Origin of the sequence: Streptomyces sp. NPDC007157 (assembly GCF_040634235.1) — a bacterium.
Taxonomy (GTDB): Bacteria; Actinomycetota; Actinomycetes; order Streptomycetales; family Streptomycetaceae; genus Streptomyces.
In genome coordinates, this window is sequence record NZ_JBEYFE010000020.1 from 80,815 (window position 1) to 96,196 (window position 15,382).

The following is a 15,382-nucleotide window of genomic DNA, read 5'->3' on the forward strand; positions in this document are numbered from 1 at the left end:
GAATCGGCCGCGTACGCGCGCCACCCCACGGCGCGCACCACCCACCCCCGCGCCGCCCCCGCCCGTCGCACCCCCGCGTGCAACCCCCTTGCGTGCGCCCCGTGAAGGGAGCGTGAAGGCGCGTAACGGCCGCATCACGGCGCGGTTCTTCCTTGGGAACAGGGGCTGACGAGGGTCCTTGGCCTGTCGGTCCCGAGTGATAGAAAGGTCCGTCTGAGAGCAGTCTGAGAACGGCCTGAGGCCCGTCGGGAGCCTCGGGGCGTGGCTAAAAATCAGTAACGGGGGAAGATCGCTGATGACTCAGCCACCCAGTCAGCCGCCGCAGCAGGGCGGATTCGGCGCACCGCAGGACCAGCCGGCAGCGGGTGGTGGCTTCGGCGCCCCGCAACAGCCGCCCGCTCAGGGCGGCTTCGGTGCACCCCAGGGCACGCCTCCGCCTCCTGCCCAGCCGCCCCAGCCGGGATACGGCTATCCGCAGCAGCCGGGACCGTATGCGCAGCCCGGTCCCTACGGTCAGCCGCAGCAGCCTGGTCCCTACGGTCAGCCGCAGCAGCCCGGCCCTTACGGTCAGCCGCAGCAGGCGGGGCCGTACGGGCAGCCGCCCCAGCCGGGTTACGGCTATCCGCCGCAGTACCCGGGCGCACCCGGCGTCACTCCGCCGCCCGGGGGCGGGGGCGGCGGCCCGTTCAAGGGGAAGCCCGGCCTGGTCGTCGCGGCGGCCGTGGCCGGGCTGCTGGTCGTCGGCGGCACCGTGTACGCGGTGACCAGCGGCGGGGACGACGGCAAGAAGCCGGTCGCCCAGCAGTCCGACGACCCCAAGGCCTCCGGCACCGACACCCCGGTCGACCCGGGTGACGGCAGTGGCGACGGCGGTGCGGACCCGGAGAACCTCAACGAGGGCCGCAAGTCCGGCGAGGCCAAGGTGCTCTGGTACAAGTCGGCACCCGACGCCCCCGCGTCCGGCGCCGACGCACCCGGCATGTGGATCACCGGCAGGACCGCGGTGAAGGCGGCGTACAAGCAGGTCTTCGCCTACAAGGTGGCCGACGGCGACCCCGCCTGGGCCCCGATCACGTTCCCGCAGAAGATCTGCGCGGTCACTCCGGACCGGTCGGCCGACGGCAAGGTCGTCGTGGCGTACATGAACGGCACCAGCGACCGGGCCAAGTGCAACCAGCTGCAGGAGATCGATCTCGACACGGGCCGCAAGGGCTGGACCGCGACCGTCGCCGACGGCGGCCTGTTCGACACCGCGCTCAGCATCGAGTTGACGATCAGTGGAAAGACGCTGATGGTGGGCCGCTCCCAGTCGGGCACGGCGTACGACCTCGGCAGCGGCGACAAGCTGTACGACAAGAAGAAGTACGGCGCGTCCTGCTTCCCGACGGCGTTCGCGGGCGGCACGAACCGGCTGGTCGAGGTGGCTTCCTGCGGGGTCGGCGGCGGCAACGAGCACGACGAGATCTCGGAGCTGGAGCCGGCCACCGGCAGGGTCAAGTGGACCCAGCCGGTCAAGAAGGGCTGGTCGGTCCAGCGGATGTACTCCGTCGACCCGCTCGTGGTCTACATGACCAACGAGGCGAAGAAGGCCTGGAACATCTCGACCCTGGACGCCAAGGGCACGTTCCGGTCCGAGGTGAAGGTCGACGAGAAGTTCGCCCCCGAGTGCGGCTGGGCGATCCTCGCCCGTGACCTCCAGGGCTGCCAGGGCGTCGCCGTCGACGCGAACACCCTCTACCTGCCGACGGACACGAACAGCGGTGCCAACGAGATCGTCGCGATCAGCCTCGCCGACGGCAAGGCGAAGTGGCGTACGAAGTCCCCGACGGACGAGTCGATGTACCCGGTCAAGGTCGAGGGCGGCAGACTCGTCGCGTACGTACGGCCGTCGTACGACTCGGGTGGCCAGGTCGTGTCGATCCCGACCGCCGGCTCCGCCCACACCACCACCAGGCTGCTGCAGAACCCGCAGCACACCGCCGACATCGAGGACGGCTTCTACGACGGCGCGGTCGACTGGGTCGACGGGCGCTTCTACCTCTCCTCCACGCGGCTGACCGGCAGCGACGACGCGAAGGAGAAGCTGATGATGGCCTTCGGCAACTGAGCGGACCCGCCCCGTCCCGCACCACACCGCCCCAGCCGTCCTCCGCGTCGTCCCCAGAGGTACCCCGTCATGACCCAGCCGCCTCCGCCACCGCCCAACCAGCCCCCGCAGCAGCCCGGTTACGGCGCCCCCGCCGGCCCGCCGCAGCCGCCCGTACCCCCGGCCCCCCAGCCGGGCTACGGCTACCCGCAGCAGCCCCCGGCCCAGCAGCCCGGGTACGGCCACCCGCAGCAGCCGCCCCAGCCCCCGCAGCCCGGCTACGGCTACCCCGCCCAGCCCCCGAACCCGTACACCCAGCAGCCCCCCACCCCCGCCAACCCCTACGCCCAGCAGCCCGGTTACGGCTACCCGGGCAGCCCCACCGCCGCCCCCGCCCCCGGCTCCGCCTCCGGCAGGAACAACGCCACGCTGTTCATCATCGTCGCGGCGGTCGTCGTGATCGCGCTGATCGTCGGCGGTGGTGTCTGGTACTCCAAGTCCTCGGGCGCCGACGGCAAGAAGGACGACACCACCGGCTCCAGCAGCGGCGGCACCGGCGGCAAGGGAGGAGGCGGCGGCAGCGAGAAGGTGCCCGCGAACCCGGCCTCCAGGATCCTCTTCCAGGTCCCGCTGCCCACGGCGAACGACACCACGGTCACCGCCGGTTCCTGGCTGACCGACAAGGTGTACGCGAAGACCGGCGTCGCCCGGATCACCGGCTACGACCCGGACTCGGGCGCCGTGCGGTGGACGGTCCCGCTGCCCGGCCCGGTCTGCTACGCCACCGGACACGTCAGCGCGGACGGCAGGACGGCCGTCGTCTTCCAGCCGAAAATGCCGCCCAAGGGCTCCACGGCGGGCTGCACCCAGGTCGCCGCGATCGATCTGAACGCCGGTAAGAAGCTGTGGACGCAGACGATCAAGTCCGGTGACGTGCCGGTCAACTTCAACAACGTGACGGTCGCCGGGCAGACGGTCGCGGTCGGCGGCACCAGCGGCGGCGCCGCCTTCAACCTCGCGTCCGGCAAGGTCCGCTGGCAGCCGAAGCCGACCGACACCTGCTACGACGCGGGTTACGGCGGCGGCGCCAAACTGGTCGCGGTCCGCAGGTGCGGCAGCGGCGACACCGCGCAGCTGCACATCCAGACCATCGACCCGGTCTCCGGCAAGGTGGTCTCCGAGTACGAGATGACATCCGGCATCCCCTACGCGAGCATCGTGTCGACCGACCCGCTGGTGGTGGCCGCCGACGTCAACGACAGCGCGGGCGACGGCAGCGGCTTCTCGGACGTCTTCTCCGTCGACAACGCGACCGGGCGGCTGCGCACCCGTATCTCGACGCCGGGCAGTTCCTACGCGGCCCGCTGCGACGGCATCTACCAGGTGGAGAAGTGCCAGGGAGTGGTGGTCGGCAACGACCGGCTGTACCTGGCGACCGAGGAGCACGACGGCAGCGGGGACCTCGCGAAGACCAACGAGATCGTCGCCTTCGACCTGGCCACCGGCAAGCAGACCGGCCAGCGCGCCGACGCCGGCGACAACTGCACGATCACGCCGCTGCGCATGGACGGTCCGAATGTGATCGCGTACAAGGATCCGCCGTACGACAAGGGCGGTCAGGTCGTCAGTATCGACGGCGGTTCGTTCAAGGAGACCAAGCTGCTGGAGAACCCGGCGACCGCGGCGGTCAGGGCCGTGGAGATCGCCCTGTCCCCGGCGAACGCGGAGGTCCTCTACTCCCAGGGGCGCCTGTACCTGTCCGCGGTGTACGCCCACGCCGCCGGTTCGTCGGTGTCGGGCAAGGAGTACCTGGTCACCGCGTTCGGCACGGGCGGCTGACGGTTCGTCAAGCGGAAACGCCCGTGTCACCCGGCCCGTGATTCCGGTCCCGTCCCTGCTCAGGGGCGGGACCGGGCGCGTACCGCACCACACCCGCTCTTCACCCGCGAATACCAGAAAAGCCAGAGATTCCTCCGATCCGGGGCACTTCTCATCAGTAGGGGCAGCGCAACGTCGAACAAGCGTGTAGCTTCCGGGGGCATGAAGGACGAGGTGCCGGGGGGCCCTCTGTCCACGCGGACCAGTGGGCATCCATAGTGGGGCATCCATTGGGGGGACTGGGGGGTTGCTCTATGGGAGTGCGGCTCATGGTGGTCGACGACCACCGGCTGCTCGCCGAGGCGCTGGCCTCGGCGCTGAAACTGCGCGGCCACCGGGTGCTCGCCGCGGCGGCGCCGGCGGCGGGCGCGGCGGAGCTGGTGATCACACGCGCGCCCGAGGTGTGCCTGCTGGGTACGGCGACACCGGCCGAGCCGGGGATCTTCGACCCGGTGGTGAGGATCAAGCGGGAGCGGCCGCAGGTCGCCGTGCTCGTCCTCGGCCCGGTGCCGTCGCCGCGGGGCATCGCGGCGGCCTTCGCCGCGGGCGCCTCCGGGTACGTACGGCACGACGAGCGGATAGAGGGCGTCGAGCGGGCGATCATGAAGGCGCGGGCCGGTGAGGCGGCCGTGGCGCCCGCGCTGCTCCAGGGCGCGTTCGGTGAACTGCTCAACCCCGCCGCCCAGCCCGACGACGAGGGCCAGCGCCTGCTCCAGATGCTCACCCCGAGGGAGGTCGAGGTCCTGGTCCGGGTGGCCGACGGCGAGGACACCCGCCTGATCGCCGCGGGCATGGGCATCGCCCCGAGCACGGCCCGCACCCATGTCCAGCGGGTGCTGATGAAGCTGGGGGTGGGGTCGAGGCTGGAGGCGGCGGCCCTGGCGGCTCGTACCGGACTGCTCGACAGGGCCGGGCCTCTGAACGGCGGGACGGAGACCCCCTGAAGGGGTGCCCTACTCCGCCTCCCCCTCTTCCTCCACAGGCGGTACCGGAGGCGGAGTGGGCCGCAGCCACAGCCACACCAGGAAGAACACCCCCAGCAACAGCATCCCGATCCCGGTCCACAGGTTGATGTTGATCCCCTGTGCCTTGTCGATCTCGGCCTGCGAGTCCGTGATCCCGGTGATCGTGACGATGATCCCGTACAGCACGAACAGTCCGCCGATGATCCGCCGCAGATCGAAGATGCGCGCGGCGGTCGTGGACCTGCTCTCGAGCTCGGAGACCTCCCGGTGGACGTCCTGCTCGGAGTAGTGGAATCCGGAGTGCCCGGAGTCGTCGGTCATGGTCTCTCCATTCTCCCGGGACCGGGGTCAGAACGAGAACGGGATGTAGCACAGGGCGGCGAGGACCACCGCACCCCAGCCCAGCAGCGCCGGCCGCCGGTACCAGGCCCCGTCGCCGGGCGCGGGCGCCTCGGTCATGCCGGGGGAGCGCGTGCCGTAGACCAGGCCCGCGAGCTCCGCCTCCGGCTTGGGCGCGGTGAACAGGGACACGATCACCATCACCACCGCGCCGGCGACGAAGCCGGCGATCGCGGAGACGAAGTTGGCGCCCTGGTCCGTGGGGATGCCGATGATGTCCTTCTTGTAGAGGACGAAGTAGTTGACCATCGCGGTCACCGTCCCCGCGAGCAGCCCCCAGAAGCCGGACTTCGCCGAGGCGCGCTTCCAGAACATGCCGACGATGAAGACGACGAACATCGGCACGTTGAAGAAGGAGAACAGCGTCTGGAGGTAGCTCATGATGTTCGAGAACGACGACGCCAGGAACGCCGTACCGACGGACGCGGCCACGCCGATCGCGGTGATGAGGCGTCCGAAGCGCACGTAGTACGCGTCCTCGCGGCCCCTGACCACGTACTTCGCCCAGATGTCCGTCGTGAACACGGTGTTGAAGGACGACACGTTGGCGGCCATACCGGCCATGAAGGCCGCGAGCAGGCCGGTGACCGCGATGCCGAGGACGCCGTTGGGCAGCAGTTGGGACATCAGGTACGGGATCGCGTCGTTGTACTGGAGGTCGGAGCCGGACGTGCCGATGTCCGGCACCAGCGCGGCGGCGACCAGGCCCGGGATCATCACCAGGAAGACGATGAAGATCTTCGGGTAGGCGGCGATCAGCGGGGTGCGCTGGGCGGCGGAGAGGTTCTTCGCCGACAGGGCGCGCTGGACCTCGGCGAAGTTGGTCGTCCAGTAGCCGAAGGAGAGGACGAAGCCGAGGCCGAGGACGATGGTCAGCCAGTTCGCGCCGAGCGGGTTGACACTGCCGATGCCGGTGCCGCCCCAGGCGGTGGTGAAGTTGTGGCCGTGGGCGGCGTCGAGCTTGTCGACCAGGCCGTCCCAGCCGCCGACCTTCTTCAGGCCGAGCACGGACAGCGGGATGAGGGCGGCCAGGATCACGAAGAACTGGAGCACCTCGTTGTAGATGGCCGAGGAGAGGCCGCCGAGGGTGATGTACGCCAGCACGAACGCGCCGGCCACCACGATCGCCACCCACTGCGGCCAGCCCAGCAGCGCCTGCACGACGATCGCGAGGGCGTACAGGTTGACGCCCGCGATGAGGATGGCGGCGAAGGCGAACAGGATCGAACTCAGCAGGTGTGCGGCTCTGTCGAAGCGCAGCAGCAGCATCTCGGGGACCGAGCGGACCTTGCTCCCGTAGTAGAAGGGCATCATCACCAGGCCGAGGAAGACCATGGCCGGAATGGCGCCGATCCAGTACCAGTGCACGGTGTACGCGCCGTACTGCGCGCTGTTGGCGGCCATGCCGAGGATCTCGGTGGCGGCCAGGTTCGCCGAGATGAACGCGAGCCCGGTGATCCACGCGGGCAGTGAGCGCCCGGAGAGGAAGAAGTCGAGGCTCGTCTTCACCGAGCGGCGGGCCGCGAAGCCGATGCCCAGGACCACCACGAAGTAGATGGCGAGGATCGCGTAGTCGAGGCCGTTGGTGGGGAGCCGCAGCTCCGCCGCCAGGGATGTCGCGAGGTGTGTGGGGGATACAGGGGCATTGGTGGGGTTTTGCACCCAGTAATTCAACACTTTTGTTGTCTCACCTTGATTGATTGCGATGTTGACTCACCTGGTGAGTTGTGTTTTGGTGTGTTCGGTTCTGTTTGATGGTTGGCTGACTCGAACAACGCTCGATTTTCGGGAGTCCGCAGTGAAGAAGACCTCGACCCGGCTGGCCGACGGTCGCGAGCTCATCTACTACGACCTGCGGGACGACACCGTGCGGGACGCGGTGGACCGCCGGCCGCTGGAGCGGACGCACACCACCTCCGAGATCCGCCGGGACCCGCTGCTCGGCGACCAGGTCGCCATCGCCTCGCATCGGCAGGGCCGCACCTACCACCCGCCGGCCGACCAGTGCCCGCTCTGCCCGACCAGGGGCGACCGGCTGAGCGAGATCCCGGACTCCTCGTACGACGTGGTGGTCTTCGAGAACCGTTTCCCCTCGCTGGCCGGCGACTCCGGGCGCTGTGAGGTGGTCTGCTTCACCTCGGACCACGACGCGTCCTTCGCGAGCCTCACCGAGGAGCAGGCGCGCCTGGTCCTGGACGCGTGGACCGACCGGACCTCGGAACTGTCCCATCTCCCCTCCGTCCAGCAGGTGTTCTGCTTCGAGAACCGCGGCGAGGAGATCGGCGTGACGCTCGGTCACCCGCACGGCCAGATCTACGCCTACCCCTTCACCACCCCCCGCACCGCGCTGATGCTGCGTTCACTCGCGACCCACAAGGAGGCGGCCGGCGGGGAGAACCTCTTCGACGCCGTCCTGGCGCATGAACTCGCCGGCGAGCGCGTCGTCCTTGAGGGTGAACACTGGGCCGCCTTCGTGCCGTACGCGGCACACTGGCCCTACGAGGTCCACCTGTACCCGAAGCGCCGCGTCCCCGACCTGCTCGGTCTCGACGAGGCGGCACGCTCAGAGTTCCCCCAGGTTTATCTGGAACTCTTGAGGCGCTTCGACCGTATCTTCGGTGAGGGTGAACCTCCCACGCCCTACATCGCCGCCTGGCACCAGGCGCCGTTCGGGACGCTGGAGGAGTTCGAGGGGGTCACGCGCGACGACTTCGCGCTGCACCTCGAGCTTTTCACCATCCGCCGAACGTCCGGCAAGCTGAAGTTTCTCGCGGGTTCCGAATCCGGCATGAACGTGTTCATCAACGACGTGCCGCCGGAGCGCGCGGCCGAGCGACTGCGAGAGGTAGCGAGTTGATGAAGTACCTGGTGACGGGCGGGGCGGGTTACGTCGGCAGCGTGGTGGCCCAGCACCTGCTGGAGGCGGGCCACGAGGTCACCGTCCTCGACAACCTCTCGACGGGCTTCCGGGAAGGCGTCCCGGCGGGCGCGGCCTTCGTCGAGGGCGACATCCGCGACGCCGCCAAGTGGCTCGACTCCTCGTACGACGCGGTGCTGCACTTCGCCGCGTTCTCCCAGGTCGGCGAGTCGGTCGTGAAGCCCGAGAAGTACTGGGACAACAACGTCGGCGGCACCATGGCGCTGCTCGGCGCGATGCGCGAGGCCGGCGTCCGCACGCTCGTCTTCTCCTCCACGGCGGCCACCTACGGCGAGCCGGAGCAGGTCCCGATCGTCGAGACCGCCCCGACGAAGCCGACCAACCCGTACGGCGCCACCAAGCTCGCCGTCGACCACATGATCACCGGCGAGGCCGCCGCCCACGGCCTGGGCGCGGTCTCCCTGCGCTACTTCAACGTGGCCGGCGCGTACGGCGCGCAGGGCGAGCGCCACGACCCCGAGTCGCACCTGATCCCGCTGGTCCTCCAGGTCGCCCAGGGCAGGCGGGAGGCCGTCTCCGTCTTCGGCGACGACTACCCGACGCCCGACGGCACCTGCGTCCGCGACTACATCCACGTCGCCGACCTGGCCGACGCCCACCTGCTGGCCCTGACGGCCGCACGGCCCGGCGAGCACCTGATCTGCAACCTCGGCAACGGCGAGGGCTTCTCGGTCCGCGAGGTCATCGAGACCGTCCGCCAGGTCACCGGCCACCCGATCCCCGAGGTCGTGGCCCCGCGCCGGGGCGGCGACCCGGCCGTCCTGGTCGCCTCGGCGGCCACCGCCCGGGAGAAGCTGGGCTGGAACCCGACCCGCGCGGACCTCGCGGGAATCGTCGCGGACGCCTGGGAGTTCGCACAGCACGTCTCTAGGGAGCAGTAGTGGGGGCACAGCAGGTCCGGGACGGTTTCACGGAGCTCTACGGAACCGCGCCCGAAGGGGTCTGGTCGGCACCGGGCCGGGTCAACCTGATCGGTGAGCACACCGACTACAACGACGGCTTCGTGATGCCGTTCGCGCTGCCGCACGTGACGACGGCCGCGGTCTCCCGCCGCACCGACGGCTTGCTGCGCCTGCACTCCGCCGACATCGAGGGCGGAGTCGTCGAACTCGCCCTGGACGCCCTGGAACCCGGCACCGACCACGAGTGGACGGCGTACCCGGCGGGCGTGGTCTGGGCGCTGCGCGAGGCCGGCCACCCGGTCACCGGCGCCGACGTCCACCTGTCCTCCACCGTCCCGACCGGCGCCGGCCTGTCCTCCTCCGCGGCCCTGGAGGTGGTGATCGCCCTCGCCCTCGACGACCTGCACGGACTGGGCCTGGCCCGCTGGCAGCTGGCCCGCCTGTGCCAGCGCGCGGAGAACGTCTACGTCGGGGCGCCGACCGGCATCATGGACCAGACGGCGTCCGCCTGCTGCGAGCACGGCCATGCCCTGTTCCTGGACACCCGGGACCTGTCGCAGAAGCAGATCCCCTTCGACCTCGCGGCCGAGGGCATGCGCCTGCTGGTGGTCGACACCCAGGTCAAGCACGCCCACAGCGGCGGCGAGTACGGCAAGCGCCGGGCCGGCTGCGAGAAGGGCGCGGCCCTGCTGGGCGTGGACGCGCTGCGGGACATCGCCTACGACGACCTCGGCGCGGCGCTCGACCGGCTGGGCGACGAGGAGGAGGTACGACGCCTGGTCCGGCACGTGGTCACCGAGGACCACCGCGTGGAACGCGTCGTCGCCCTGCTGGAGGCTGGCGACACCCGCGCCATCGGACCGGTCCTCACCGAGGGCCACGCCTCGCTGCGCGACGACTTCCGGATCTCCTGCCCGGAGCTGGACCTGGTCGTGGACACCGCCCTCGCCACCGGCGCCCTGGGCGCCCGGATGACCGGCGGCGGCTTCGGCGGCTCGGCGATCGTCCTCGCGGAGGTGTCCGACGTCGACACGATCACCAAGGCGGTCGAGGAGGCGTTCGCGGCGGCCGGTTTCAAGGCGCCCCGGACGTTCGAGGCGGTGCCGTCGGCGGGCGCCCGCCGGGAGAGCTGAGGCTCAGCCCAGCCGCTTCGTGAGGGTGTACTCCGTGGTCCCCGGCGGATAGTCGGGGACCACGCACACCACGACGTAACCCTGCTTCCGGTAGAAGTCCGGCGCCTGGAAGTCCCAGGTCTCCAGACGCGCGGCGGTGCAGGCACGGTCCTGCCCGGCGATGCGCTCCGCCTCGGCCAGCAGCCGGGCGCCCAGACCCGCGCCGCGACGGCCCGCGTCCACCCACAGATAGGTGACGTGCAGCCAGGTCGCCCAGGTGTGCCCCACCAGACCGCCCGCCAGCTCGCCCGACTTCTCGTCCATCGCCCAGACGTGCAGCGGAACTTGGCGTTCGCCGGGGGTGCCGCGCAGGGCCGCGAGGACCGGGGAGGCCGCCGTGTTGTCGTCCAGCAGCCGGGTGCGGAGCAGTTCCCGCCGTTCTTTGTCGACTTCCGCCTCAATACGAAACATGCGGCACACCATAAACGCGTCGGCCGGGCAGTTCTGCAAATTGCCTTCCGCTCCCGCCCCCCTTCCGTACCCTGAGGAGCAGCACCGGTGGGGGCCGGTGCTGATCAGGGGGCGAGACAAGTCGGGTACGACACCCGCGGTGGGGGTAGCAGTTCAGGCACGGCGGCGGCCGTGCGGTTCGGTCCTCCCGCGGGTGTCGTGTCCGTGTGACCCGTCGTTCTGAGCACCTTGGGGTATCCCCTGCTCGTGAAGAGCTCGGGGAAGGGGGTTTCGTGGTTCGTATCCGAGTTCTGGTCGTCGATGACCACCGTATCTTCGCCGAGTCGCTCGCCGCGGCGCTGGCCGCCGAGCCCGACGTCGACGTGTCCGCGGCCGGCAGCGGTCCGGCGGCGTTGCGCTGCCTGGAGCGCGCGGTCGCCGAGGGCCGCCGCTACGACGTGCTGCTCGCCGACGCCGATCTGGGCGGCCAACTGCCCGGCGGCCGCCCGGCGGTACCGGTGCAGGAGGGCAACGAGGAGGGTCTGGTCGACGGGATATCCCTGGTCGCCGGGGTCCGCTCGGCCCACCCCGCCGTCCGTGTCGTCGTGCTCGCCGAGAAGGACGATCCCAGGCGTGCGGCCCTGGCCCTGCAGGCCGGTGCCTGTGGCTGGGTCGCCAAGGACTGCTCGCTGTCCCGGCTGCTGAACGTCATCCGGGGGGTGCTGCGCGACGAGACCCATCTGCCGCCCGCCCTGCTGACCGGGGTCCTGCGGGAGTTGACGGCCGCGCGCAAGCACCGCACCGAGAGCGAACGGCTCGTGGAGTCCCTCACGCCGAGGGAGCGGGAAGTCCTCCGGTGCATGGTGGCGGGCCTGGGGCGCAAGGCGGTCGCCGAGCGCCTGTTCCTGTCCCCGCACACCGTCCGCACCCATATGCAGAACGTGCTCGGCAAGCTGGGCGTCCACTCAACCCTGGCAGCCGTCGCCCTCGCCCGCCGGGCCGGGGTCGGTCCGGCCGACCTAACCGGGGATGTTGTCGAACGGGGCGGTCAACTGGCGTAGCAGGCCGGCCAGTTCGACGCGCTGGGTGCGGGAGAGTTCGGCGAGGATCGCCCGTTCCTGGTCGAGGAGTCCGGCCAGGGCCTGGTCCGCGCGGTCCTGGCCCTCCTCGGTCAGCCGCACCAGCACGCCCCGCCGGTCGCTCGGGTCCGGCAACCGCTCCACCAGGCCCTTCTTGGCCAGCCGGTCGATCCGGTTGGTCATCGTCCCCGAGGTGACCAGGGTCTGGGTCAGCAGCTGCCCGGGGGAGAGCTGGTACGGCGTCCCCGCGCGCCGCAGCGCGGTCAGCACGTCGAACTCCCAGGGTTCCAGGCTGTGCTCCGCGAAGGCCAGCCGACGTGCCCGGTCCAGGTGCCGCGCCAGTCGGCTCACCCGGCTGAGCACCTCAAGCGGTTCCACGTCGAGGTCCGGGCGCTCCCGGCGCCACGCAGCCACCAGCCGATCGACCTCGTCCTCCATGGCGATCAGTGTAGTGGTTGTGTCGACATGAAGTCTCTTGATGTCGAGCTTCTTGACATCAAGATATCGGGACGGGGAAGGTGGGACCCATGACGATTCCTGCCTGGGACCCCACCCAGTACCTCCGGCACGCCGACCACCGCGCCCGCCCCTTCACCGACCTCCTCGCCCGGATCCCCGCGCTCCCCGGCGAGCCCCCGGCCGTCGCCGACCTCGGCTGTGGCCCCGGCAACATGACCGCCCTGCTCGCCGAACGCTGGCCCACCGCCCACATCACCGGCTACGACAACTCGCCCGAGATGCTCGACAAGGCACTCGTGGAGTACGAGGGCCGCACGGCCGGCGGCGGCCGCCTGGACTTCTCCCACGCCGACGTCCGCACCTGGGCGCCCGAGCGGCCGTACGACCTGATCGTCAGCAATGCCACGCTCCAGTGGGTCCCGGGGCACGCCGAGCGGTTCGCCGAGTGGATCGCCGGCCTCGCCCCCGGCGGCACCCTCGCCTTCCAGGTCCCCGGCAACTTCACCGCCCCCAGCCACCGGCTGATGCGCACCCTCGCCGAGTCCCCCCGCTGGCGGGGCCGCCTCGCCGAGGCCCTGCGCCACGACGACGCCGTCCACACCCCCGAGGCCTACCTGGAGCGGCTGACCGCGCTCGGCTGCGCCGCCGACGTCTGGGAGACGACGTACATCCATCTGCTCACCGGCGAGGACCCGGTCCTCGACTGGGTGAAGGGCACCGGACTGCGCCCGGTCCTCACCGCCCTCGCCGACGATCCCGGGGCCCGTGACGCCTTCCTCACCGAGTACCGGACCGCACTGCGCGAGGCCTACCCGGCCGGCCCGCACGGCACCCCGTTCCCGTTCCGGCGCATCTTCGCCGTCGCCCACAAGGAGGAGAACTGATGCTCGCCGCCCTCGACCACGTCCAGCTCGCCGCCCCGCCCGGCTCCGAGGACCGGCTGCGGACGTTCTACGTGGACACCCTCGGCATGACGGAGGTCCCCAAACCGCCCGTGCTCGCGGCGCGCGGCGGCTGCTGGTTCCGGGCCGGCGAGATCCAGCTGCACGTGGGGATCGAGCAGGAATTCCGGCCGGCCAGGCAGGCCCACCCGGGCCTGCTGGTGACGGGCATCGAGACGTACGCGGCCCGGCTCACCGCCCACGGCACGCCCGTCGCCTGGGACGGTGACCTCCCCGGCCACCGCCGCTTCTACTGCGAGGACCCCGTCGGCAACCGCCTGGAGTTCCTGGAACCAATCCGCTGAGCCGCCGTTGGCCCCGGCACGGTCCCGGTTACCCGGCGGGGGACGCCGGCCGGCCGGCGCGGCGGGGCGGTCTCACGCCTTGCGGTGCCCTATCAGCCGCGGCTTCGGCTCCAGGCCGTCCAGGCCGTGCCAGGCCAGGTTGACCAGGTGGGCGGCGACCTCCGCCTTCTTCGGGCGGCGCACGTCCAGCCACCACTGGCCGGTCAGCGCCACCATGCCCACCAGCGCCTGCGCGTACAGCGGCGCCAGCTTCGGGTCGAAGCCGCGCGACTTGAACTCGCGCCCCAGGATGTCCTCCACCTGGGTGGCGATGTCCGAGATGAGGGACGCGAAGGAACCCGTGGACTGCGGGATGGGGGAGTCCCGCACCAGGATCCGGAACCCGTCCGTGTACTCCTCGATGTAGTCGAGCAGGGCGAACGCGGCCTGCTCGCACAGCTCACGCGGATGGCCGGCGGTGAGGGAGCCGGTCACCATGTCCAGCAACCGGCGCATCTCCCGGTCGACCACCACCGCGTACAGACCCTCCTTGCCGCCGAAGTGCTCGTACACCACCGGCTTGGAGACCCCGGCCTTCGCCGCGATCTCCTCCACCGAGGTGCCCTCGAAACCCTTCGCGGCGAAGAGGGTGCGACCGATCTCCAACAGCTGCTGGCGGCGCTCCGCACCGGTCATCCGGGTGCGACGTGCCCGCCGCGGCTTTTCGGGACTGGGGGTGCTGGAGTCGGTCGCCACGGCGTCAATCATGCCGCCTCGACGCTCTTCGCCCCTCGTCGGGAGCCGCCTTCCCCGCTGTTACGGCGCGAATCGATACGTGAGCGTGACGGCCACCGCACGTCGTACGCCCAGCCCAGTTGCTCGCACCAGCGGATGATCCGCGCCGACGAGTCCAGCTGCCCGCGCTCCACCCCGTGCCGGGCCGAGGTCGGGTCGGCATGGTGCAGGTTGTGCCAGGACTCGCCGCAGGACAGGACCGCCAGCCACCACACGTTGCCCGACTTGTCCCGCGACTTGAACGGCCGCTTTCCCACGGCGTGGCAGATCGAGTTGATCGACCAGGTCACATGGTGCAGCAGCGCCACCCGGACGAGTGAACCCCAGAAGAACGCGGTGAACGCGCCCCACCAGGACATGGTCACCAGACCGCCGATCAGCGGCGGCAGCCCCACCGAGAGCGCCGTCCAGAGGATGAACTGGCGGGAGACCGCCCGGATCGCCGGGTCCTTGATCAGGTCCGGTGCGTACTTCTCCTGCGAGGTCTGCTCCTCGTCGAACAGCCAGCCGATGTGCGCCCACCACAGGCCCTTCATCAGCGCCGGCATGGTCTCGCCGAACCGCCACGGCGAGTGCGGGTCGCCCTCCGCGTCGGAGAACTTGTGGTGCTTGCGGTGGTCGGCCACCCAGCGCACCAGGGGCCCCTCCACCGCCATCGAACCCGCGATCGCCAGCGCGATCCTGAGCGGCCGCTTGGCCTTGAAGGAGCCATGGGTGAAGTAACGGTGGAAACCGATCGTCACGCCATGGCAGCCCAGATAGTAGAAGAACACCATCAGGCCCAGGTCGAGCCAGCTCACGCCCCAGCCCCACGCCAGCGGCACCGCCGCCAGCAGCGCGAGGAACGGCACGACGATGAACAGCAGCAGGGCGATCTGCTCGACCGAACCCTTCTTCTCGCCGCCCAGCGTGGCGGACGTGGCCGCAGCGTCGGCCGGCTTGTGGGCGTCGTCGATCACATCGGAACTAGACGAGGTCATGCGCGTCCCCTGGGGGGTCGAGGGTTGAGACAGGTGCCGATCCGCGGCGACCGGACGGGACGATAAGGGTTCTTCCCTACGGTTCCGTAACCTACGGCGACGTAAGTATGGCAG

The 15,382-nt window shown here is 70.5% G+C and carries 15 protein-coding genes; 9 read left to right on the plus strand and 6 right to left on the minus strand.

What is annotated here, in order from left to right; genetic code table 11:
• Nucleotides 1-295 precede the first annotated feature (295 nt).
• The 3 genes from ABZ642_RS31295 (at nucleotide 296) to ABZ642_RS31305 (ending at nucleotide 4,908) form a co-directional block, all read left to right on the plus strand.
• Complete coding sequence (locus ABZ642_RS31295; RefSeq protein WP_360489916.1) at nucleotides 296-2,107, plus strand: PQQ-binding-like beta-propeller repeat protein; 1,812 nt, start codon at nucleotides 296-298, stop codon at nucleotides 2,105-2,107.
• 69 nt (nucleotides 2,108-2,176) lie between these two features.
• Entirely contained in the window at nucleotides 2,177-3,925 is a 1,749-nt protein-coding gene (locus tag ABZ642_RS31300) for a PQQ-binding-like beta-propeller repeat protein (RefSeq protein WP_360489918.1), read from the plus strand.
• Nucleotides 3,926-4,218: 293 nt separating this feature from the next.
• Nucleotides 4,219-4,908 carry a response regulator transcription factor gene (locus ABZ642_RS31305; RefSeq protein ID WP_360489920.1) on the plus strand — a complete coding sequence of 230 codons (690 nt, stop codon included), beginning with the start codon at nucleotides 4,219-4,221 and terminating at the stop codon, nucleotides 4,906-4,908.
• A gap of 9 nt (nucleotides 4,909-4,917) precedes the next feature.
• Here the strand turns inward: ABZ642_RS31305 and ABZ642_RS31310 are convergent, their stop codons facing one another.
• Entirely contained in the window at nucleotides 4,918-5,250 is a 333-nt protein-coding gene (locus ABZ642_RS31310) for a hypothetical protein (RefSeq protein ID WP_360489922.1), read from the minus strand.
• Nucleotides 5,251-5,277: 27 nt separating this feature from the next.
• A complete protein-coding gene (locus ABZ642_RS31315; protein ID WP_360489924.1) occupies nucleotides 5,278-6,990 on the minus strand; it encodes a sodium:solute symporter family protein in 1,713 nt (570 codons plus the stop codon).
• 136 nt (nucleotides 6,991-7,126) lie between these two features.
• On the opposite strand from ABZ642_RS31315, the gene galT reads away from it, so the two are divergent.
• From galT to galK, 3 genes are read left to right on the plus strand one after another with little or no spacing between them, the layout of a single operon-like run.
• Nucleotides 7,127-8,185 carry a galactose-1-phosphate uridylyltransferase gene (gene galT, locus ABZ642_RS31320; RefSeq protein WP_360489926.1) on the plus strand — a complete coding sequence of 353 codons (1,059 nt, stop codon included), beginning with the start codon at nucleotides 7,127-7,129 and terminating at the stop codon, nucleotides 8,183-8,185.
• Nucleotides 8,185-9,147 (plus strand): UDP-glucose 4-epimerase GalE, encoded by a 963-nt coding sequence (galE, locus tag ABZ642_RS31325; RefSeq protein WP_360489928.1) that lies wholly within the window; start codon nucleotides 8,185-8,187, stop codon nucleotides 9,145-9,147. The genes galT and galE overlap by 1 nt, the downstream gene beginning before the upstream one ends.
• Nucleotides 9,147-10,301, plus strand: coding sequence for a galactokinase (gene galK, locus ABZ642_RS31330; protein WP_360489930.1), 1,155 nt, complete (start codon nucleotides 9,147-9,149; stop codon nucleotides 10,299-10,301). The genes galE and galK overlap by 1 nt, the downstream gene beginning before the upstream one ends.
• A 3-nt stretch (nucleotides 10,302-10,304) precedes the next feature.
• Here galK and ABZ642_RS31335 read toward each other — a convergent pair whose 3' ends face one another.
• The gene (locus ABZ642_RS31335) at nucleotides 10,305-10,751 is read right to left on the minus strand and encodes a GNAT family N-acetyltransferase (protein ID WP_360489932.1); all 447 of its coding nucleotides are present in this window, start codon (nucleotides 10,749-10,751) and stop codon (nucleotides 10,305-10,307) included.
• Between the two features lie 272 nt (nucleotides 10,752-11,023).
• On the opposite strand from ABZ642_RS31335, the gene ABZ642_RS31340 reads away from it, so the two are divergent.
• On the plus strand, nucleotides 11,024-11,791 hold the full coding sequence (locus tag ABZ642_RS31340; protein WP_360489934.1) for a response regulator transcription factor: 768 nt from the start codon (nucleotides 11,024-11,026) through the stop codon (nucleotides 11,789-11,791).
• Here ABZ642_RS31340 and ABZ642_RS31345 read toward each other — a convergent pair.
• Nucleotides 11,750-12,247: a MarR family transcriptional regulator gene (locus ABZ642_RS31345; protein WP_360489936.1), complete on the minus strand. Its 498-nt coding sequence runs from the start codon at nucleotides 12,245-12,247 to the stop codon at nucleotides 11,750-11,752. The two genes, ABZ642_RS31340 and ABZ642_RS31345, sit on opposite strands and share 42 nt — an antisense overlap.
• 89 nt (nucleotides 12,248-12,336) lie before the next feature.
• Between ABZ642_RS31345 and ABZ642_RS31350 the strand changes: the two genes are divergently transcribed.
• Together ABZ642_RS31350 and ABZ642_RS31355 are read left to right on the plus strand one after the other, a co-directional pair.
• Nucleotides 12,337-13,152, plus strand: a complete 816-nt coding sequence (locus ABZ642_RS31350; protein ID WP_360489938.1) for a trans-aconitate 2-methyltransferase — start codon at nucleotides 12,337-12,339, stop codon at nucleotides 13,150-13,152.
• Nucleotides 13,152-13,514: a VOC family protein gene (locus tag ABZ642_RS31355; protein WP_360489940.1), complete on the plus strand. Its 363-nt coding sequence runs from the start codon at nucleotides 13,152-13,154 to the stop codon at nucleotides 13,512-13,514. Before ABZ642_RS31350 ends, ABZ642_RS31355 begins: the two co-directional genes overlap by 1 nt.
• A 72-nt stretch (nucleotides 13,515-13,586) precedes the next feature.
• Here the strand turns inward: ABZ642_RS31355 and ABZ642_RS31360 are convergent, their stop codons facing one another.
• Together ABZ642_RS31360 and ABZ642_RS31365 are read right to left on the minus strand one after the other, a co-directional pair.
• A complete protein-coding gene (locus tag ABZ642_RS31360) occupies nucleotides 13,587-14,261 on the minus strand; it encodes a TetR/AcrR family transcriptional regulator (RefSeq protein WP_360489942.1) in 675 nt (224 codons plus the stop codon).
• Nucleotides 14,258-15,268, minus strand: a complete 1,011-nt coding sequence (locus tag ABZ642_RS31365) for a fatty acid desaturase (RefSeq protein WP_360489944.1) — start codon at nucleotides 15,266-15,268, stop codon at nucleotides 14,258-14,260. Before ABZ642_RS31365 ends, ABZ642_RS31360 begins: the two co-directional genes overlap by 4 nt.
• Nucleotides 15,269-15,382: the final 114 nt, after the last annotated feature.

What these genes read in the sequence shown, in the direction of transcription:
- ABZ642_RS31300 (WP_360489918.1), top strand. Translation starts at nt 2,177, where the DNA reads ATGACCCAGCCGCCTCCGCCACCGCCCAACCAGCCCCCGCAGCAGCCC.
- ABZ642_RS31305 (WP_360489920.1), top strand. Translation starts at nt 4,219, where the DNA reads ATGGGAGTGCGGCTCATGGTGGTCGACGACCACCGGCTGCTCGCCGAG.
- ABZ642_RS31335 (WP_360489932.1), bottom strand. Translation starts at nt 10,751, where the DNA reads ATGTTTCGTATTGAGGCGGAAGTCGACAAAGAACGGCGGGAACTGCTC.
- ABZ642_RS31365 (WP_360489944.1), bottom strand. Translation starts at nt 15,268, where the DNA reads ATGACCTCGTCTAGTTCCGATGTGATCGACGACGCCCACAAGCCGGCC.
- ABZ642_RS31310 (WP_360489922.1), bottom strand. Translation starts at nt 5,250, where the DNA reads ATGACCGACGACTCCGGGCACTCCGGATTCCACTACTCCGAGCAGGAC.
- galE (WP_360489928.1), top strand. Translation starts at nt 8,185, where the DNA reads ATGAAGTACCTGGTGACGGGCGGGGCGGGTTACGTCGGCAGCGTGGTG.
- ABZ642_RS31360 (WP_360489942.1), bottom strand. Translation starts at nt 14,261, where the DNA reads ATGATTGACGCCGTGGCGACCGACTCCAGCACCCCCAGTCCCGAAAAG.
- ABZ642_RS31295 (WP_360489916.1), top strand. Translation starts at nt 296, where the DNA reads ATGACTCAGCCACCCAGTCAGCCGCCGCAGCAGGGCGGATTCGGCGCA.
- ABZ642_RS31350 (WP_360489938.1), top strand. Translation starts at nt 12,337, where the DNA reads ATGACGATTCCTGCCTGGGACCCCACCCAGTACCTCCGGCACGCCGAC.
- ABZ642_RS31345 (WP_360489936.1), bottom strand. Translation starts at nt 12,247, where the DNA reads ATGGAGGACGAGGTCGATCGGCTGGTGGCTGCGTGGCGCCGGGAGCGC.
- ABZ642_RS31355 (WP_360489940.1), top strand. Translation starts at nt 13,152, where the DNA reads ATGCTCGCCGCCCTCGACCACGTCCAGCTCGCCGCCCCGCCCGGCTCC.